Source organism: Mammaliicoccus sp. H-M34, from assembly GCF_022386495.1.
GTDB lineage: Bacteria > Bacillota > Bacilli > Staphylococcales > Staphylococcaceae > Mammaliicoccus > Mammaliicoccus fleurettii.
Genome location: NZ_JAJNIK010000010.1, coordinates 36,421 through 54,761, shown reverse-complemented (window position 1 = coordinate 54,761; position 18,341 = coordinate 36,421). Strand labels below are relative to the sequence as shown.

Genomic DNA, 18,341 nt, shown 5'->3' with positions numbered 1-18,341 from the left:
TTTTATGGACACCTTGCATGAGAAAGAGAATAACGACTTATTGCCGGCATTATTTTGCGCTGACTCCTGCGGGAAAAGCATGATTCGAAGACTACAGGCTGAGAACATGCCCGCGGAAAGCATGCGCATAAAAAAATGCCGGCAAAGTCCACGACTTTGCCGACACTATAATATAAATTAATTGTCTCAGACTTTTTGCTATTTTAAAGTTTTGTCATCTTTTTTCATAACTTGTTTATATTTGCTAAATGTTTCTTTATCATTTTTAGAAAATGCTTCATTCATTAACTGTCTTTTTTCAGCTCTTTTTCTACGATCTTTTTTAGTTTCTTTTCGATCATATCTAAAGTTTAATGATGTTCCTTTTTTCGTAAACTCTTTCATATACATATATGAACCAGAATTGTATGCTGATCTAATAATCATATGACCTGCTACTGGTGATGTTAAATATAAGAATAATATTGTCAATAATGTACGAACACTGAAATAGTCTTGTGTTACTAAGAAATAGATAAATACACCTGTTAATGTAAGCAATACTGATAAAGTTGAGCTTTTAGTTGCAGCATGACTTCTTAGAAATGTATCTCTAAACCTAACAATACCTATTGCACTTATTAAAGCTGCAATTGAACCAAGCAATATAGATAAAGCTGCAATTAGACTAACGATCTCGCTTAGATTCAAAGACACGACCCCCTTCTATGAAACGTGAAATACCTACTGTACTCAAGAAGGAAAGTATCGCAATAATAAGACTTGCTTCTAAGTAGCTAAATGTATCAAAAACAATACTTAATACACCCACAACTGAAACTAATATTGCACCAATTGCATCAAAAGCAATAACTCTATCTGCTGTAGTTGGTCCAATTATCGTTCTAAAAAGTACTATAACAATGGAAATACCATAAATAACAAGTGCTGTATTTATAATTGTTAAAATGATAAATGACATTATTTAAGCACCTCCCAGATTAGTTTCTCATATTTCTTAATTTGCTTAGTTAGAATTTGTTTTTCTTTTTCTGAAACATCAATTGCATGAATAAAGAATCTCCTACCATCAGGAGAGAGTCTTAACACGACTGATCCTGGCGTTAACATAATGAGTAGTGTTAACAATGTAATAGCCCAATCATGTTTCAACGTCGTCTCATAAGTTACAAGTCCTGGATTTACTTTATTCGTTTTGAAAAGAATATAGTTTATAGTTGTCATACTTGAAGTTACAAGTTGATAGTTGTAAACACAAATAAATTTGAATATTACCCATACTTTTTTTAAATAGAAAACATGACCGAAAAACCTATGCATCAAGTAGACAATAAATATCCCTATAAAATATCCACCTATGAAAGTTGATAAGTGAAATGTATCTTCATCTTGAAATAAAGTCCATAAGAAGGCGATTAAAATATTTAATAATAGTTGTGCCATTATTACTTCGCCTCCACTTCTACATTTGGAATAATTTCTTTAATATATGATTGTTCATTTATATTAAATTGGGCAGCTAATTCTGAAATGTCTAGAACATATTGAGAAGCAATCCCCAACACAATTGTTGCTACAGTCAATATAACCATCGCATAAAGTTTGTTTTTAGATAGCACAACTCTCTCAGCTTGTGGAATGCCTTCTCTTCCAAAATACATCACCAAGAATACTCTCAGTAAGCTGTACATAGCGATTACACTTGAAAGAATCATCACAATGACACCGATTGTATAACCATTCTCTAAAGCACCTTTTATAATTAATAATTTCCCAGGAAATCCACTAAATGGAGGTACACCACCGATAGATAGTATAGTTATAAAGAATATAACGCCTAGACTTGGATAGTATTTAATGAGACCACCAAATTGGTCATAATATCTCGTTCCAGCTAATAATACAAATGTACCTATGATTAAGAATAGTAAAGTTTTGATTATCATATCATGGCTGACATAGAAGATAGCGCCAGTTATACCGTCACTATTATTTGCACTTAAACCAAGTACTGCAAAACCAATAGACAAAATTACTTGGTATGCAGCAATTTTTTTAATATCTTTAAATCCTAATACACCTATGCTACCGATAATCATCGTAATAATAGCCATTATATATAGTAGAAAATGCGTAACGTCTGGCTTCTCATCAAACATAAGTACCATTATTCTAAGTAACGCATATACACCAACTTTAGTCATAAGACTTGCAAATAATGCAGCTAGTTCTGTGTTTAATGCAGCATACGCTTTTGGCAACCACATAAACATTACAAGAGCAGCCTTACCACCAAATACAAATATCATAATAATTGCCACTAAAGTAACTGTCGCTGGTTGATTACTTTCGCTCACTCTCATAGCTATATGGCCAAAATTCAAAGTACCTAACGTACCATATAAATAAGCAACACCCATCAAGAAGAACCATGAGCTTACGACGTTAATTACAACATAGATAATACTAGCTCTCAACTGTTCAATAGATTGCCCCAGTGTTAGTAATACAAATGAGGCTAAGAGCATAATTTCAAACATAACATACAAATTAAATATATCTGCTGTAAGAAAACTACCATTAACACCAGTTAGTAAAAATAGTATAAAAGATGGTAAAAAATATTTATTTGCTATTCTTTCTCGTTTACCAAAACCAAAATAAATAATAACTGTCACAACAAAACAAGAAACAGTAGTGAACAATAGCCCAAGTTCATCACCTACGAATTGTATTCCAAATGGTGGTTGCCAGTCCCCAAAATTAATTACTAACGCTTTATTTAAACTAACTTCTATTAACATCCAAGCAGTTATTAATGTTGTAATTGTTAAACTCGATATCGCGATACGTCTAGTTAACGTTAAACGTTCTTTAAAGAAGAACAGTATTAACCCAGTAATTAAAGGAACGAGTAATGGTATTAATATTAAATTATTCATCTACATCTTCATCCTCACCGCGTAACGCCTCTATTCTGTTCACTTTCGTTAACTTAAATGTTCTATATACTAGAACAAGTAAAAATGCTGTAATAGCAAAACCTATAACGATTGCAGTCAATATTAGCGCTTGTGGTAAAGGGTCTACATAATCTTTACCTTCTCCATTTATAAGAGGGACATTCTTCCCACCAAATTCGCTCATTGATAAAATCATTAAGTTTGCTACGTGTGTATAAATTGCTGTCCCGATAACAATTCGAATTAAGTTCTTAGATAAAATCATATATGTTCCTACAAAGGTCAGTACACCTATTATAATTACAAGTATTAAATTCAACTGTTATCACCACTAATCGCAAGCATGATTGTTACAACAGCTCCAACTACAGTGAGTAGTATACCTAGCTCAAATAGTGTAACACTTGATATATGAATTTCACCTAATAGCGGTAATGTGACATAACCGTCTTCGTGAGTTAACATTGGATGACCAAAAAATATTGGTATAATACCAGTTCCGATAGAGATTAAACAACCAATAATCGTCACTGCTCTAAAATCCAACGGCATTGATTGGACAACTGTTTCAACATCAAAAGCTAAAAACATTAAGATAAAGGCTGAACTAAAAACAAGTCCACCTATAAATCCTCCACCAGGGTTATCATGACCTGCAAGAAAAATATAAAATCCAAACGTCAAAATAATAAAAATGGCTATTTTGGATATCGTTTCTAATACCACATCATTTTCTTTCATTAGGATCACCCTTTCTTATCTTAAATTTAACTAAAGTGAATATACCTAAACCAGCAATCAAAATAACAATACCTTCTAACATTGTATCGAGTGCTCTAAAGTCTCCGAGTATACCGTTTACTATATTTTTAACGCCTGCTAATTCGTCGGCATGCTCATAATAAAATGAAATTTTGTCGAATAAACTATCTTGTTGCATCATAATAACGAAGATTACGACAAATACTGCCATTAATAAAGAAATCGTTAATTTAAACACTTCACTTAACACATGAGGATTATCCTTTTGTACGTTTGGCAAATGGTAAAATACTAATAAAAATAACACTGTTGTGATCGTTTCAATTACTAATTGTGTAAGTGCTAAATCTGGTGCTTTCATAAATATAAATACCACTGCTATTGAATATCCTATTACACCGTTTAAGATGGTCATCGTCATTCTTTCACGAATAAACATTAATGCTGTCGCAGTTATCACGATATTAATTAAAATAATAATTTCAAATGTTGAAGCATCTGTAATATGATAATAAGCTATATCATAAATACCTACTTGATAAATACCGTATCCCATTATGACAAAGAATATAATATATATAATGTGCAAGTATTGATTCAATTTATTGTTCATTATACTTTGAATTGAGAACGTACTTACTCTATCTAATAAACTCATACCTTGTGAATAAAGCGTATTAATTTCAAGTTGTTTAGAAAACTTACTATATATGACATCCCATTTAGGAAATAGCACAAGTAATGTACCACAGATATAAATACCTAATGTTAAGAATAATTCTACTGTGAAACCATGCCATGCACTAATATGAGGTAAATGATTCATAACTTGATCATCTTGGAATATATCTCTTAACGCTGGTCCAATTAAATATTCTCCTAATATATTAGGAACAAAGAAAATTGTCGGTACAAACAACACGATTATAAATGGTGCAATTAACAATCCACCGCCATCATGACGAGGTACTTTAGGTAATTGTTCTTTTTTAATTTGTCCAAAGAATGGTTCTTTAATTAACTTAATACAATAAACAAATGTAAAAATGCTGCCTATAAATCCAGCTGATATCATTACAATGGACATTACTTGATTAAATATTTCAGTATGTCCTGTTTCCACTAAACTAGTAAAAAATGCTTCTTTACTTAAAAAACCATTAAACAATGGAATACCAGCCATAGACAGTGCACTTATCGTCATAACAACTGCTGTTATTGGCATAATTTTTCGTAATCCACCTAGCTTTTTAACATCTCTTGTGCCTGTTTCATGGTCAATAATGCCGACACCCATAAATAGCACACTTTTGAAAATAGCGTGATTAATTAAATGGAATAATGCTGCAAACAAACTTGCTAAAAAGATTTCATTATCCGCTTTAAAATTACTGTTTAAAGCAAGTAATCCTAAACCAATCATCGTCATAATCATACCGAGCTGACTGATTGTAGAATAAGCTAGCATTGCTTTTAAGTCTTTCTTATTTACTGCAAAGAAAGATCCTACCAATAAAGTAACTAACCCAACTGTAACAACTGTATAAACAACCCATTCACTTTGACCAATAATTGGTGTGAATCTTAATAATAAATAAAGTCCTGCTTTAACCATTGTTGCTGAATGTAAATAAGCACTTACTGGCGTTGGTGCTTCCATAGCATCCGGTAACCAAATATGGAATGGAAACTGTGCTGACTTCGTAAATGCTCCGAGTAAGATTAAAATGACTGCAAGTACAAACCATGGTGATTCAAATATTTTATCAACCATACCCACTTGTTCAGTAATTGTATTCGTACCCGTAATGCTATATAGCAGAATTAAACCTACTAACATAGCCATTCCACCAAAAACAGTGATTAAAAATGATTTCAAAGCACCTTCTTGACTTTTCCCACGTTGATACCAATATGAAATAAGTAAGAATGATGAAATACTCGTCAATTCCCAAAATGTATATAACAAAATTGTATTATTAGAAAGTACTACGCCTAACATTGCGAGCATAAACATTAATAAATACGTATAAAATCTTGGGAGGTTATCTTTTTCATGAGATAAGTAATAAATGGCATAAAGGAAAACACCTGCACCAATTAATGAAATAAGAAGTGCAAAAATTAAAGATAAGCCATCAAGTCGAAAATCTAAATTAACATCAATGATAGGTATCCATTCTTGAAAATAAGTAACTATATTTCCAGTATAAACATTCCTAATTTGGCTAAGAAAATATATGGAACTAAGTACTGGAGCAATTAAACTTAGCCAACCTGCAAATCGACTAAACTTTGTATTCATAGTCATAAGTACAATTGACATTACAACTATAATCATTAAAAACAGCCATACTAAAGCCATACACTAACTCCTTTCTCTCTATATATTAAGTTCTATTGTCGTTTCTTTTTTAATAGTCGTTACGTCAATAAATTTTAGTGTCTCTAGTAAAGATTGATGTCCAAGATACTTTTGAATAATAGATACAGAAATCCCGGATTTGAAAGCATGATATGCAAAAGTTTTTCTTAACGAGTATAACCCAATATTCTTGAGCCCTACCTCTTCAGCAGCCACATGAATAATTCTATACGCTTGTTGTCTCGATAATTGTTTTTTTGTTTTGATGGACATAAATACAAAGTCGTCTCTCTTAAGCCCTTCTTCCCTTATAAAAGATGACAAACTCGATCTTAAATGTAGAGGAATGACAACTCTTATTAAATCCTTCTCATCATTAATCCAATTATATTTAATATCATTATCCTCATCTAATAAATCCTGAACAGTTAAAGTCAATAATTGATTAACTTTCATTCCAGTATGAATAGCCAAGCTAAACAATAAATAATCTCTTTCACTATGTGATTTAAGCACTTCATACATTGCTCTTATATCGTCTTTATTCTTAATTGGAGATACTTGTTGCATGCAATTTGTCCATCCTTCCTAATTAAGGTACATATTAATAATAATATATATTTGAGTAACATGAAAGAAATTTTTACCTTTTTTTGTCGTTTTTACAAAGATATTTCGATATATAAGTTGAAAGGAGGTATTAATTATGGAAACAGTTAAAGACATTAACATCATATTATTACATCAATATTTAGACGAAGCCTCTAAAGTGAAAACTGTTCAACGAAAATTTAATGCAATTAATTTAAACGTTACTCCTGAACAAGTCAAAACTTTTAAAGCTATCATCGAAACATTAAGCGACGAAAAGTTCAAAGATGCTTATATCGTCAAAACAATTCAGATAGAAAATTAATACTATCTGATAATAAGTTAGGAGGTGAAAACATGAGAAGAGTATTAGAATTAACATTTAAGACATCAACTGAAAAAACATTTACACTCCAAATTCAAAATCCAAAAGCAGATTTAACAAAAGAATTTGTAGAGCAAGCGATGAATAAAATCATGAAACTAAACTTATTTAATTTATCTAAAGGAGAATTAGTTTCAATCCATTCAGCGCAATATATAGAGCGTAATACTCGCCCTTTAATTAAATAATCTATATACAAAAAAGTGGCTGAGACAAATTAATTGTCTCAGCCTTTTAGTATTTGGTCATTTATTTTTACACAAGTCGGAAGATGTGTAAGCAAGGGTAGTCATATTCACACATATCAGAAGATGAGTAAGCATGGGTAGCTATATTCACACATATCAGAAGATGTGTGAAAGGTTTTTATACATAAAGCACCTCGTTAATTTAGTTTTTGTCATGATCAATTAAATTATACGAAAGTGCTTTATTTTTTTGTGAAAATAGATATTGGTAACGATTTTGTAAAGTGCTGACGCCTGAGGGGACAGTATGCGTGAGAGACTACAGGCTCGAGCCATACCCTAGGCAAGCATGCACGTACAAAATCGCAAGATTTTATAAAAATAGATATTGGTAACGATTTTGTAAAGTGCTAACGCCTGAGGGAATAGTATGTGTGAGAGACTACAGGCTCGAACCATACCCCTAGGCAAGCATGCACATACAAAATCGTAAGATTTTATAAAATTAGATATTGGTAACGATTTTGTGAAGTGCTGACGCCTGAGGAAATAGTATGCGTGAGAGACTACAGGCTCGAACCATACCCTCTGGCAAGCATGCACGAACAAAATCGTAGATTTTATAAATAAAGAAAAGAGAGCTAATCCGAAAAATATGGATTAGCTCTCTTTATTTGAGAATTCTTCTTTTTGTTAAATATCTTGAACGAGTGCTTTATAGTTCTCTTTATGCTTTTCATCCATGAAGTAATATACTTTTCTTTCATCAAGATCACTTCTATATTTATCTATTAAACCTTTTCTATATAACTTTGCTAAGTTTGTACCTATATTTGAAGGTCTCGTTTCGAGTTCTGTTAATTTTCCGTTTAGTATTTCTTTTATCGTGATTTCTTTAGCTCTGAATATTTCTTCTAATATAATAAATTCAACTAGCGATAAGCGTTTATCATTTTTTAAATTTGTTATTTTATTTTCATAATCTATCATTTCTTGAATTGTTTTGTTAAATATTTCTGCCACTTCAAACCCTCCTGTTTTAAATTCTCCCGATTTTTAATAGTTCGCAATACATAAATTTCATTAATTATTATTGTAACCCGTTTTAAATTCATATTTTGATTAAATCGATTAGAATATTTGATTTATTATAATACAACTTATCTTTTTCAACGAATCAGGTAACATATAATTACTTTTTTTGATATTATGATAGTATAAACATTTAAAATATGACGATATTTGATGTTATATTCCAATATTTGTCTTTCCATGAGGTGGTTATTTGTATAATTACGAGATTACTTTACATAAAGAAAGCATTATTAATCCTAAAAAACCAGGATTTGGTGCACTATGTTTTATTTTAGAAGGAAAAACAGATTTAACTTTAAATCATACGAGCTATACTTTTAATGTCGGAGAATTATTCTATTTACAAGATAATGATAACTATTTACCTATTATTAATAATGGTTTAGTTGCTATTCTTCATATTAGTTACTCAATGATGGAAAGTTTAAGTGGAGAGGAAGCTTTCGTCTTTAAAATTCCTAGAACTACAAAAACCAATGAATTAGATAGATTTAAACACCAAATTAAAGATTTGTTTATTAGAGCTATATTAGCAGATTTAACCAACGTAAAAATTAGGCGTAGTCATTATGTGGTAGAAATTTATAAAATTTTGTATGAACGATTTAAAGTTGATACTAAAAACTATGGACAAATCGAAATCAAGTTAAGTAGCCTTATATATAAAGTTAAACAATATATTGACCAGCATTATCATGAAAGGCTTTCACTCAATAGTGTAGCAAGCCAGTTCTATATTTCTCCAGAACATTTATCACGAGAATTCTCGAAACAAATGGGAACGACATTTATTCAGTATTTAAAAGAAACGAGATTATTCCAAGCAACTTATGCTTTATTGTTCAGTCAATTCAAGGTTGAACAAATTGCTAATAGTCATGGTTTCTCCAGTTATCACAATTTTAATCGACAGTTTAAGGAACAATTTCATGTAACACCGAACCAATATAGATTACAATATAAAAAACACAAAATTAATAAAGAAAATGAAAATCTTTCTAATGATTATAAGGCTTTACTCATTTCTAAATTGCAAAAAATGATGCAAAATAGATCTTTCGTACATGAATATAAAAAAATGTCTTTTAATGATGGTCCACTTAAAACATTAAGAGCTAATCATAAGACATATTTACATATTGGCGATGTTTATGATTTCTACACACCTTTTCTAGGTGAAATTTTAGAAAATGTAGAAAAAATGACTCAAACCCCTATTATCATCATTCACTGTTCAGTAAAGAAATTCTTCAATGATGAACATAAAGAAATTTATAAACAAAATTTAGGTTTTTGTTTAAGTATGTTTTCAGATACTCGAATTATTCCATCTATAAAATTATACGATATTGATTTAAACGATACTAAATTTAAAACAAACTGGCATGAACTAATAGATACGATACATAATTATTTTTATAATAAAAATGGAGAAATATTCTTTGATATAAATTATGACGTTGTTTATCAAATCAGGCAGCAAATAAGAGAAACAAAAGATAGACTTAATGACATTAAGATTATGATCAATGCACCAAATCCTTTTGAGAATATATATGAGGATTTGAATATGGAAGTCTGTCATTTTAATGAAATAGATGGTTTTGCTTTAAGTTACAATTTTAATAGTCTATATAAACTAGATGAAATGAGTCATTATGATATTACAAAAATCACAAATGAATATACAGAAATACTCATTCAAAATATGTCATATTTAAAATCATTTAATAAAGAAGTTATACCTTTAGAATGGAATATTTTAAATGGCGATACATACACAAGTAGCAACTTTTATTTTAATGCTTCAATAATGTTGAAACATTTATTAAATATTACTAATTATATTTCCGGTATAGGGTTCTGGTTAATGGAAGAATCATCACCTAAATATGCATCAATAGAGCAACCACTTTCTTTATATTTAAAATATCATTGCAAAAGTCCAACAAATTATTTGTTAACTATATTGAGCCATTTTAACGAACAACACTTTTATGAAGGACCGAATTACGTTAAATTTGAAATACATAACAAAATCTTTTTCTTATTGTACAATTATGAGCTCTATCACCCTCATGATATAAATTACCAAAATAATATAAGTGTTATTTTATCTTATAGTGATATACCTTTCGACAAATTTAGAGTTACTAAGATTACTTTTGATCAAGATAACGGTAATATATTTAAAGCAATAAGGAAATTAGACCACAATCATGGTAATTTAGATTATTTGAACACCGTTTTGTTAGATAGATATTGCTCACCCGACATAGAAATGGCAGACTACAATAGTAATAATATAGACGAAACGTATTATATAAAAACAAATGGTATCAAATTGTTAATTGTTCAAAATCAAGGATAATTAACAATAAAAAAAGTAGAAATTCTTCTTGGAAGAATTTCTACTTTTTTATTAATCTAATTCTAAGTTAGCACGGTAATTATCTACTACTTCTTTTTTACTAGAATCGCTAGGTACGAAGTAATATAATCCGTCATCTAAAATTGTATCTTGACCTTCTAATTGGTTTCTATCTACATTATCTAATGCATCACTATATTTAGATCTTAAACTGTTGATTTGAGAAATCTTTAAATCTGTTTGAACATTATCACCTAATGTATCAAAGATCTGATTGATTTTTGGTAATGAACCAACACTAACTAATTCGTTTGCTAAAGCTTGAATAACAAGTTGTTGACGTTCTTGTCTTCCAAAGTCACCACCAGCACCATCTTCTTTTCTACTTCTAATAAATGCTAATGCTTCTTTTCCATCTAGTTTATATTTTTGACCTTTAACATATGAATTCCCTTTAACTGTAAAAGTTGCATTACTTGTAACAGTTACGCCACCAGCTTGATCGACTAATTCTTCAACACCATCCATATTAATTGATGCATAATGGTCAACTGGTACATTCATAAGTTTCTCTAATGAGTTAATAGCCATTTTCGGACCACCATATGCATACGCATGGTTAATCTTTTCAACAGAATCTTGACCAACTATTTCTGCTCTTGTATCTCGAGGAATACTTACCATAACAGTCTTTTTCTTATCAGGGTTAATTGATAATAAAACGATTGAATCTGATCTTTCCCCGCCGCCTTGAGCTGCTCTTGTAGAATCTGAATCTACTCCGAATAAAGCAATGGATATTGGATCTCCATTTACATCCACAGCTTTCTTTCTTAACTCTGATTTATCTCTGTCTAATGGATTATGTATTGAATTACCTAATGCAAAGAATTTATATACAAAAAATGCCAAAGCAATTAAGAACAGAAGTAATAAAATAATGACGATTGTCGTTACTATTTTAAACGCTGCAGACTTTGGTTTTTTCGTCGAACGCTCATATTGATTTGCCACGTGTGCTCAGTCCAATCTATTTTTTTCTTTATTATACATTTATTTTTCAATCTTTGCCAATATCAAATTAATTATGTGCACAATTTAAATACAAATCCAAAAGATTGTAAATTTATACTAAATCAACCTACTTATTTCTGGAAAATCTATACATTCTATGATAAAGTATTCTTGTAAATCTACAACGTTACTTGTTTTAAATTTTTTTAGACATATTAAACGGGAAAGAGGATGAGATTCGGCGATCTCATCCTCTCTTTTTACGTCTTTTTTTACTAGTTTTAGATTTAATGACTTTAGTCGTTATTTGATTATCGTCAGGATATCTGATTCTAACAATGTCTCCATAAAATAATCGCTGTTCCCCATATCTTTTACATAGAGATAAATCTGGATAGACTTCTTCTACTTTTGCAATATAATTATACGATTTATCCGTCTTCAAAACATCAATAAAATAACCTGGTTCAATACCTTTATTTGTTCCTGCATTAATAACAAATGTCGTATCATCTAAGATTCTTATAATTTCAACTTGTTTCATAATTCCACTCTAACTTTCTTTAATTCTAAAAAATATGAAATATTATGATAACCACTTAGTTGACTGTTTTTAAAGTTTCATAGAGTTGAAGAATATTTAATATGAGATTTCTTTCTTCCTTACGATCAATTTTTTTATTTTTTAATAATCTATTTATTGTTTTCTTTTTTACATTACATAATTTGGCAATAGATTTATTAGTTAAATTATACTCTTTTTTTAACGTTTTTTCAATATAGTACTTACTATATTTTAATGCATCTTTATTCTCACCAATTGAATCAAAGTAATTTAGTCTTTTATCAATATCATTTCTTTGTTTGTCAGTTAGTACACCTTGATTGCCTTGTAACAATAATTCATACTTTTCTTTTGGTAGATTCAATAGTTTCCTTAATTGTTTATCACTTATCTCATATTTATTTGAGACATTTTGTATTCTTTCAGCATAATTTTTTTTATCTATTTTAGCCATCATATCACTTCCTTCATTACTATTTTATATACCCCAATATAGAAAAAATAAGCAATGATATCTATAACATGATATGTTGTAATTACACTAATATTAAGAAAGGTGCGATTACATATGCATATATTATCGGATTCTGAAATTGAAAAGCAATACTTAATGGCAGATGCTATACGAGATACTCAGGACTTATTCCCCAAATTAGAACAAGGCCAAATTTTAGTTGAACATCGAACAGTTATGGAGCTTCCTGATACACATAACGCAATGCTTTATATGCCATGTTTAGATTTAAATGAAAAGCTCGGAACAAATAAAATCATTTCTATTTTTCCAGATAATCCAAAATTAAATTTACCGACAACTCAAGGAAAAATTTTAATTACTGAATTAGAAACTGGTCAACATAAAGCATTAATTGATGCCAGTTACTTAACAAGGTTAAGAACTGGTGCTTTAAGTGGTATCGCAACTCATTACTTAAGTCGTAAAGATAGCCGAGTACTTGGTGTTATTGGTACTGGTGGAATGGCTTTTGAACAAGTTTTAGGAATACTTGAAGTAAGAAATATTGAACAAATATATCTATATAATAGAACAAATGAAAAAGCAGAAATTTTTAAAGAAAAACTAATCAAATTTGGTATTAATGCAGAAATCAATGTCGTTAAAGATGTCCAAGAAGTAGTAAAGCAAAGCGACATTATAAACTGTGCAACACGTTCAAATGAATCGGTATTTGACGCTATAGATTTGAAACAAGGTGCACATATTAATGGTGTTGGTTCTTATCAACCTTCAATGCGTGAAATTGATATTAAAGCGATAGAACAGTCATCTAAAATAGTTTTTGATGATATAAATGGCGCAAAAACAGAAGCAGGAGAATTTATTCAAGCTGAAAAAGATGGTCACTTTAGTTTTGATAATGCATACAGTGATTTACAACAACTAGCATTAGGCAATATAGATGGCCGAACTGATGAACATGAAATTACGATATTTAAATCCGTCGGTGCTGCCCATTTCGATTTAGCAGTTGGCGTTGGCGTATTTAAGAAGTTGCTGTCTTAGATTTTATAGATAAAGAATCCATATATTACTTTTATAAATTAGAAATTAAAAAGCGCCCACTCCGCAAGATAATATCAAACGGAATGGGCGCTTTTTTGATGAAATTTTTATTCTAAATATAATTCAACTGCATCTCTTGTTTTACTCATTGTCACTACATGGTCATCATAATTTCTAGATAGATAACTATAAAACAGTATATCTATTGTCATTAGCTGAGAAATAAGAGAACTTGTAGCTGCAAGTCTCAAACTTTTTTCTGAGCTTGCATCGTGTATTAAATAAAAGTCAGATGTTTTAGCTAATGTAGATTTTTCTGATTGTGTAAGCACAACAGTTTGTACTCCATATTTTTTAGCAACTTTCGCTAATGAAATGGTCTCTTTGTTCTCACCTGAATTTGAAATTCCAATTAATACACAACTTTTACTATGTGAAGCGATAGCTGTGGCTAAAAAGTGTGTATCTAGTGAATGGATAACTTGCTTACCTATTCTTGTGAATTTTTGGTATAAATCTTGTGCCACTAAACTAGAAGCACCTACGCCAAATACTATAATTGTATGTGTATTATATAATTGATCAACAATTTGATTAATACTTTCATTAGAAATATTTTTTTCTGTCATTTCAAGTGTATGTGAAGCTCTTGTGATCAACTTCTTACTTATTGAATCGACCGTTTCATCTTGTTTAATTTCTTGATAAATACTTTGTTCATGTTGAGGCAAGTATCTAGAAATCGCTAATTTCAAATCTGTGAAACCTTTAAAGTCCAATTTATGTGTACATCTAATAACGGAAGCTGCACTTGTATTTGTTAGTTTCCCTAGTTCTTTAGCACTTAAATTAATCGTCTTTTCAGGATGATTGATGAAATATTCAGCAATTCGTTTTTCATGTTTTGTTAAATGAGACATTTGTTCTTTTATAAATATGAGTAAATGTTGATGTTCCATATAAATTAGTCCTCTTCCAATTCTTGTGGTGCAGTCATTTCTTTATTTGTGCCAAATAAGAATGTTGCAACAAATCCTCCTAGATAAGCTGCTAATAATCCTGCAATATACCCTAAATACATATTATCAGAAATTAAAGGAATCAATGATACCCCACTTGGTCCAATTGCTGTTGCACCAATCTGACCAATGCCACCGATGACAGCTCCACCTATACCGCCACCTATACAAGCAGTAATAAATGGTCTACCTAATGGTAACGTAACACCGTAAATTAATGGTTCACCAATTCCTAAAATACCTACTGGTAAAGCACCTTTTAATAAATTAATAATTTTTTTATTTTTTCTACATTTAAACCATAATGCAAACGCAGCACCTACTTGTCCTGCACCTGCCATTGCTAATATTGGTAACAGATAAGTAGCTCCAGATTGATTAATCATTTCAATATGAATAGGTGTTAAGACTTGATGTAGTCCAAACATTACAAGTGGTAAGAATGTTGCACCTAATACAAATCCACTAAATGCTCCACCTATATTAAGCACCCAATCAATAATACCTAACAAACCGTTAGAAATAAATCCAGCTATTGGCATGATTATGAAAATCGTAGCAAGACCCATTATAAATAGTGTAACAGTTGGTGTAACAATAATATCTACAGCACTTGGGACGATTTTGTGTAGTTTCTTTTCTATTATTGATAATATCCAAACAGCGATGATAACACCGATTACACCGCCTTGTCCTGCTGCTAATGGTTCACCGTTGAAAATGTTCTTTATCGGACTTTCTGGATCCATACCAGTTAGCATTGTAGTACCACCGATTACACCACCAAGTCCAGGTGTAGCACCAAATTCTCTAGCTGCATTGATACCAACATAGATAACTAAGTATGCGAAAATACCATTTTTAATAATATTAAATACTAAAACAAATTGTTCCCATGAAGCACCATCTATTGTTCCTGCTGCTAACAAGTTTGAGAGTACTGCTGCAATTCCACCGATTAAACCTGCACCAACGAAAGCAGGTATTAATGGTACAAATATATTCGCGATTGATCTTAATACTTTTTTAAACGGCGTTTGATTCTTTTTATTTATATTTTGTTTAAATAAATCCGCTTCTTTTTCAACTTGTTCTTTATTTGATGCTTTATGTTTAATCTCTTCCCCTAAAGGTACCCCAATTATTGAACTCATTTCATTTGCTACTTTATTAACAGTTCCCGGTCCAATAACCACTTGAAGCATGTCATCTTCTACAACACCCATAACACCTTTAATATTCTTTAGTCCTTCAACATCTACTTTACTATAGTCAACGATATTCATTCTGACACGTGTCATACAATGAATAACTTTGTCTAAGTTATCTCTTCCCCCGACTTCTTTCAATATGTCTTGTGCAATATCTCTTTCTTTTGACATAACCTACACACCCCTTTGTTTACGTATTTCTTACAAACCCCTTAGCTTGTGCTAATTTTTCAATTGCTTCGTCCTTAGTTATATGATGCATCCCCATCACAATAGCTACTTTCACTTGTTCTCCGCTATCTTGAAATAGTTTACTACTCTCTTCATCTGAACAATCTAATACTTCTTGTATCATATTAATTGCACGTTGTTTTAACTTTTTATTAGTTGGTTTTACATCAATCATTAAATTTTCATACACTTTTCCTATACCAACCATGGCACCAGTTGAAATCATGTTAAGAATTAATTTTTGTGCAGTTCCAGCTTTAAGTCTCGTAGACCCTGTTAATACTTCTGGACCAACATCTACTTGTACGGGGAAGTTAGCGTGTCTTCCTACTTCAGATTCTTTATTACATGTAACACAACCAGTAGGCACATTTATTTTTTGAGCATATTTTAATCCACCGATTACGTAGGGTGTTCGCCCACTAGCAGCTATGCCAATTACTGTGTCGTGCTCATTAATTGTTAAGTCTTTTAAATCTTGTTCTCCAAGACGCTCATCATCTTCTGCACCTTCAACAGCCACTGTCATTGCCTTTTGACCACCTGCAATTAAGCCTATTACAACATCAGGTGTCACTCCAAAAGTTGGTACACATTCTGCAGCATCTAGAACACCTAATCTTCCGCTTGTTCCAGCTCCCATATAAATTAATCTTCCACCATTGTTTAAGCTCTTTATAACTTGTGTTATAAGATTAGCTATAGCTGTATTTTCTTCTTTAATAAACTGGGCAACTTTTTGATCTTCATTGTTCATTACTTCAACGAATTGGGCTGGTGTTAAAGTATCTAACTTTGAAGAATGCTCGTTTCTTGTTTCTGTCGTTAAACGACTAATATCCATTTATTCTTCCCCCTCAACAAACTGAAATGCAGTTCCCGCATCAATCAAGTCTATGCATGCCAAATCTTGTTCGCATACATGACCAATAACATTTACTGCTTTATTACTATTTAAACTCTTATTCACAATTTGTAACTCATTCATATATCGACCATACTTTACATTATCTAAAGTAATGGCACCCCTTTTTCTTGCAATCGTGTTTTCAGGCATTACTTCATCTTTAAAAGTTTGCCTTGCTTCTTCCGCTCTAATCACATCTCTAGCTTTATCTTTCCTATTATGAAAAATTCTCCCAATAACATAATCTAAATGCTTTGTTTCGGATTGCACTTGAAGTGACACGATTCCTTTATTAAAGAAGGTGTTGAACTGATTAATCGTTGATTGATTGATATGCGTATCCCCTATACAAATATCATCTACACCTAGTGCTAATAATTCTTTAGCAGCAACTAGAGGATGGACTTTTCTATGGTCTTCTAATGTAGGTAAACCTTGATATACCGGACCTCTTAAAGTTGTTCCAGGAACAAATGCCATTACTGAAACATCTGGAAAAGATACCTTCAACTCTTCGTTTTTATTTATAAAGAATTGTTTATCCAAACCAGTTTCAGGACGAGGATAGTAATTATGTGCAACCATAATGCGAGTCATATCAACATTTTGAGATTGTAATTGATTAAGTAAATCAATAGCATCTGTACTAGCATTACAGACAATTTTCACTTTATCTAATAAAGAAATAATATCCGAAAGTTCTAATGAAATATCTAATCTAATATAATCTATGCCTATTTCACTTAAAATTTCCGGTTCTTTATAAGACAAACCAAGATTGGAAAAAGCATGAGGACTTGCATCAGCTATAATTTCAGCTTTATTTCCTACAAGACGCTTCAATTTCTTTAACTTATCAAAATATTGACTTGAGTCCTCTTCAGGAATTTGAAGAGAAGTAAACACATAACGAAAACCCTTATCTAGCATTGTTTCAATATAAGAACGATCAAAAGATTCACCTAAATATACTGAAAAACCTAACATATCAACACATCCTTTTTGGAATCGTTTACATTATCTCATTTTTGGAATTTAATTTCAATATTTATATAAATATTATCAGTAATCGGAACGATATTACAATTGAGCGTTTATATAGGAATCTTAGATGCAGAATTCTGAATTGTGCTCCTTAGACAACATCTC

Annotated in this window: 20 protein-coding genes; 4 read left to right on the top strand and 16 right to left on the bottom strand. The window is 30.9% G+C overall.

Going from position 1 to position 18,341, the window contains the following annotated elements; translation table 11 throughout:
- Positions 1-198: 198 nt before the first annotated feature.
- From LQ608_RS11145 to LQ608_RS11110, 8 genes are read right to left on the bottom strand one after another with little or no spacing between them, the layout of a single operon-like run.
- On the bottom strand, positions 199-690 hold the full coding sequence (locus LQ608_RS11145; RefSeq protein ID WP_078358087.1) for a Na+/H+ antiporter subunit G: 492 nt from the start codon (positions 688-690) through the stop codon (positions 199-201).
- On the bottom strand, positions 668-961 hold the full coding sequence (locus tag LQ608_RS11140) for a monovalent cation/H+ antiporter complex subunit F (RefSeq protein ID WP_078358086.1): 294 nt from the start codon (positions 959-961) through the stop codon (positions 668-670). The genes LQ608_RS11145 and LQ608_RS11140 overlap by 23 nt, the downstream gene beginning before the upstream one ends.
- Positions 961-1,443, bottom strand: coding sequence for a Na+/H+ antiporter subunit E (locus tag LQ608_RS11135; RefSeq protein WP_078358085.1), 483 nt, complete (start codon positions 1,441-1,443; stop codon positions 961-963). The genes LQ608_RS11140 and LQ608_RS11135 overlap by 1 nt, the downstream gene beginning before the upstream one ends.
- Positions 1,444-1,445: 2 nt before the next feature.
- Complete coding sequence (locus LQ608_RS11130; RefSeq protein ID WP_078358084.1) at positions 1,446-2,942, bottom strand: Na+/H+ antiporter subunit D; 1,497 nt, start codon at positions 2,940-2,942, stop codon at positions 1,446-1,448.
- On the bottom strand, positions 2,935-3,282 hold the full coding sequence (locus LQ608_RS11125; protein WP_078358083.1) for a Na(+)/H(+) antiporter subunit C: 348 nt from the start codon (positions 3,280-3,282) through the stop codon (positions 2,935-2,937). Before LQ608_RS11125 ends, LQ608_RS11130 begins: the two co-directional genes overlap by 8 nt.
- Positions 3,279-3,704, bottom strand: coding sequence for a monovalent cation/H+ antiporter subunit B (locus LQ608_RS11120; RefSeq protein WP_078358082.1), 426 nt, complete (start codon positions 3,702-3,704; stop codon positions 3,279-3,281). Before LQ608_RS11120 ends, LQ608_RS11125 begins: the two co-directional genes overlap by 4 nt.
- Complete coding sequence (locus tag LQ608_RS11115; RefSeq protein WP_239751946.1) at positions 3,691-6,090, bottom strand: DUF4040 family protein; 2,400 nt, start codon at positions 6,088-6,090, stop codon at positions 3,691-3,693. Before LQ608_RS11115 ends, LQ608_RS11120 begins: the two co-directional genes overlap by 14 nt.
- 18 nt (positions 6,091-6,108) lie before the next feature.
- Entirely contained in the window at positions 6,109-6,660 is a 552-nt protein-coding gene (locus LQ608_RS11110; RefSeq protein WP_107509449.1) for a tyrosine-type recombinase/integrase, read from the bottom strand.
- A gap of 136 nt (positions 6,661-6,796) precedes the next feature.
- Between LQ608_RS11110 and LQ608_RS11105 the strand changes: the two genes are divergently transcribed.
- Together LQ608_RS11105 and LQ608_RS11100 are read left to right on the top strand one after the other, a co-directional pair.
- Positions 6,797-7,006 carry a DUF1659 domain-containing protein gene (locus LQ608_RS11105; RefSeq protein WP_078358079.1) on the top strand — a complete coding sequence of 70 codons (210 nt, stop codon included), beginning with the start codon at positions 6,797-6,799 and terminating at the stop codon, positions 7,004-7,006.
- 32 nt (positions 7,007-7,038) lie between these two features.
- A complete protein-coding gene (locus tag LQ608_RS11100) occupies positions 7,039-7,254 on the top strand; it encodes a DUF2922 domain-containing protein (protein WP_078358078.1) in 216 nt (71 codons plus the stop codon).
- Positions 7,255-7,947: 693 nt separating this feature from the next.
- On the opposite strand, the gene LQ608_RS11095 is transcribed toward LQ608_RS11100, so the two are convergent.
- Positions 7,948-8,277 carry a MarR family transcriptional regulator gene (locus tag LQ608_RS11095; RefSeq protein WP_078358077.1) on the bottom strand — a complete coding sequence of 110 codons (330 nt, stop codon included), beginning with the start codon at positions 8,275-8,277 and terminating at the stop codon, positions 7,948-7,950.
- Between the two features lie 262 nt (positions 8,278-8,539).
- Here LQ608_RS11095 and LQ608_RS11090 point away from each other — a divergent pair, with 262 nt between their 5' ends.
- Positions 8,540-10,720: an AraC family transcriptional regulator gene (locus LQ608_RS11090; RefSeq protein ID WP_239751943.1), complete on the top strand. Its 2,181-nt coding sequence runs from the start codon at positions 8,540-8,542 to the stop codon at positions 10,718-10,720.
- A 51-nt stretch (positions 10,721-10,771) separates the two neighbouring features.
- Here the strand turns inward: LQ608_RS11090 and LQ608_RS11085 are convergent, their stop codons facing one another.
- From LQ608_RS11085 to LQ608_RS11075, 3 genes are all read right to left on the bottom strand, one after another.
- Positions 10,772-11,734, bottom strand: coding sequence for an LCP family protein (locus LQ608_RS11085; protein WP_239751942.1), 963 nt, complete (start codon positions 11,732-11,734; stop codon positions 10,772-10,774).
- A 247-nt stretch (positions 11,735-11,981) separates the two neighbouring features.
- Positions 11,982-12,278 (bottom strand): hypothetical protein, encoded by a 297-nt coding sequence (locus tag LQ608_RS11080; RefSeq protein ID WP_078358074.1) that lies wholly within the window; start codon positions 12,276-12,278, stop codon positions 11,982-11,984.
- A gap of 55 nt (positions 12,279-12,333) precedes the next feature.
- The gene (locus LQ608_RS11075; RefSeq protein WP_239751941.1) at positions 12,334-12,753 is read right to left on the bottom strand and encodes an HTH domain-containing protein; all 420 of its coding nucleotides are present in this window, start codon (positions 12,751-12,753) and stop codon (positions 12,334-12,336) included.
- A gap of 114 nt (positions 12,754-12,867) precedes the next feature.
- Between LQ608_RS11075 and LQ608_RS11070 the strand changes: the two genes are divergently transcribed.
- On the top strand, positions 12,868-13,824 hold the full coding sequence (locus LQ608_RS11070; protein ID WP_239751939.1) for an ornithine cyclodeaminase family protein: 957 nt from the start codon (positions 12,868-12,870) through the stop codon (positions 13,822-13,824).
- Between the two features lie 107 nt (positions 13,825-13,931).
- Here LQ608_RS11070 and LQ608_RS11065 read toward each other — a convergent pair whose 3' ends face one another.
- Genes LQ608_RS11065 through LQ608_RS11050 form a run of 4 tightly spaced genes read right to left on the bottom strand, consistent with a single transcriptional unit; the run spans position 13,932 to position 18,179 of the window.
- Positions 13,932-14,783: a MurR/RpiR family transcriptional regulator gene (locus LQ608_RS11065; protein WP_115337123.1), complete on the bottom strand. Its 852-nt coding sequence runs from the start codon at positions 14,781-14,783 to the stop codon at positions 13,932-13,934.
- 5 nt (positions 14,784-14,788) lie between these two features.
- On the bottom strand, positions 14,789-16,225 hold the full coding sequence (locus LQ608_RS11060; RefSeq protein WP_239751937.1) for a PTS transporter subunit EIIC: 1,437 nt from the start codon (positions 16,223-16,225) through the stop codon (positions 14,789-14,791).
- A gap of 19 nt (positions 16,226-16,244) precedes the next feature.
- Complete coding sequence (gene murQ, locus LQ608_RS11055; protein WP_239751936.1) at positions 16,245-17,129, bottom strand: N-acetylmuramic acid 6-phosphate etherase; 885 nt, start codon at positions 17,127-17,129, stop codon at positions 16,245-16,247.
- The gene (locus LQ608_RS11050; RefSeq protein WP_239751934.1) at positions 17,130-18,179 is read right to left on the bottom strand and encodes a MupG family TIM beta-alpha barrel fold protein; all 1,050 of its coding nucleotides are present in this window, start codon (positions 18,177-18,179) and stop codon (positions 17,130-17,132) included.
- Between the last annotated feature and the right edge of the window lie 162 nt (positions 18,180-18,341).

Bases quoted from the DNA above. Each gene is read 5' to 3' on its own strand.
- LQ608_RS11140 (WP_078358086.1), bottom strand. From the start codon at position 961: ATGTCATTTATCATTTTAACAATTATAAATACAGCACTTGTTATTTAT.
- LQ608_RS11135 (WP_078358085.1), bottom strand. From the start codon at position 1,443: ATGGCACAACTATTATTAAATATTTTAATCGCCTTCTTATGGACTTTA.
- LQ608_RS11130 (WP_078358084.1), bottom strand. From the start codon at position 2,942: ATGAATAATTTAATATTAATACCATTACTCGTTCCTTTAATTACTGGG.
- LQ608_RS11120 (WP_078358082.1), bottom strand. From the start codon at position 3,704: ATGAAAGAAAATGATGTGGTATTAGAAACGATATCCAAAATAGCCATT.
- LQ608_RS11115 (WP_239751946.1), bottom strand. From the start codon at position 6,090: ATGGCTTTAGTATGGCTGTTTTTAATGATTATAGTTGTAATGTCAATT.
- LQ608_RS11110 (WP_107509449.1), bottom strand. From the start codon at position 6,660: ATGCAACAAGTATCTCCAATTAAGAATAAAGACGATATAAGAGCAATG.
- LQ608_RS11105 (WP_078358079.1), top strand. From the start codon at position 6,797: ATGGAAACAGTTAAAGACATTAACATCATATTATTACATCAATATTTA.
- LQ608_RS11100 (WP_078358078.1), top strand. From the start codon at position 7,039: ATGAGAAGAGTATTAGAATTAACATTTAAGACATCAACTGAAAAAACA.
- LQ608_RS11080 (WP_078358074.1), bottom strand. From the start codon at position 12,278: ATGAAACAAGTTGAAATTATAAGAATCTTAGATGATACGACATTTGTT.
- LQ608_RS11075 (WP_239751941.1), bottom strand. From the start codon at position 12,753: ATGGCTAAAATAGATAAAAAAAATTATGCTGAAAGAATACAAAATGTC.
- LQ608_RS11070 (WP_239751939.1), top strand. From the start codon at position 12,868: ATGCATATATTATCGGATTCTGAAATTGAAAAGCAATACTTAATGGCA.
- LQ608_RS11065 (WP_115337123.1), bottom strand. From the start codon at position 14,783: ATGGAACATCAACATTTACTCATATTTATAAAAGAACAAATGTCTCAT.
- LQ608_RS11060 (WP_239751937.1), bottom strand. From the start codon at position 16,225: ATGTCAAAAGAAAGAGATATTGCACAAGACATATTGAAAGAAGTCGGG.
- murQ (WP_239751936.1), bottom strand. From the start codon at position 17,129: ATGGATATTAGTCGTTTAACGACAGAAACAAGAAACGAGCATTCTTCA.
- LQ608_RS11050 (WP_239751934.1), bottom strand. From the start codon at position 18,179: ATGTTAGGTTTTTCAGTATATTTAGGTGAATCTTTTGATCGTTCTTAT.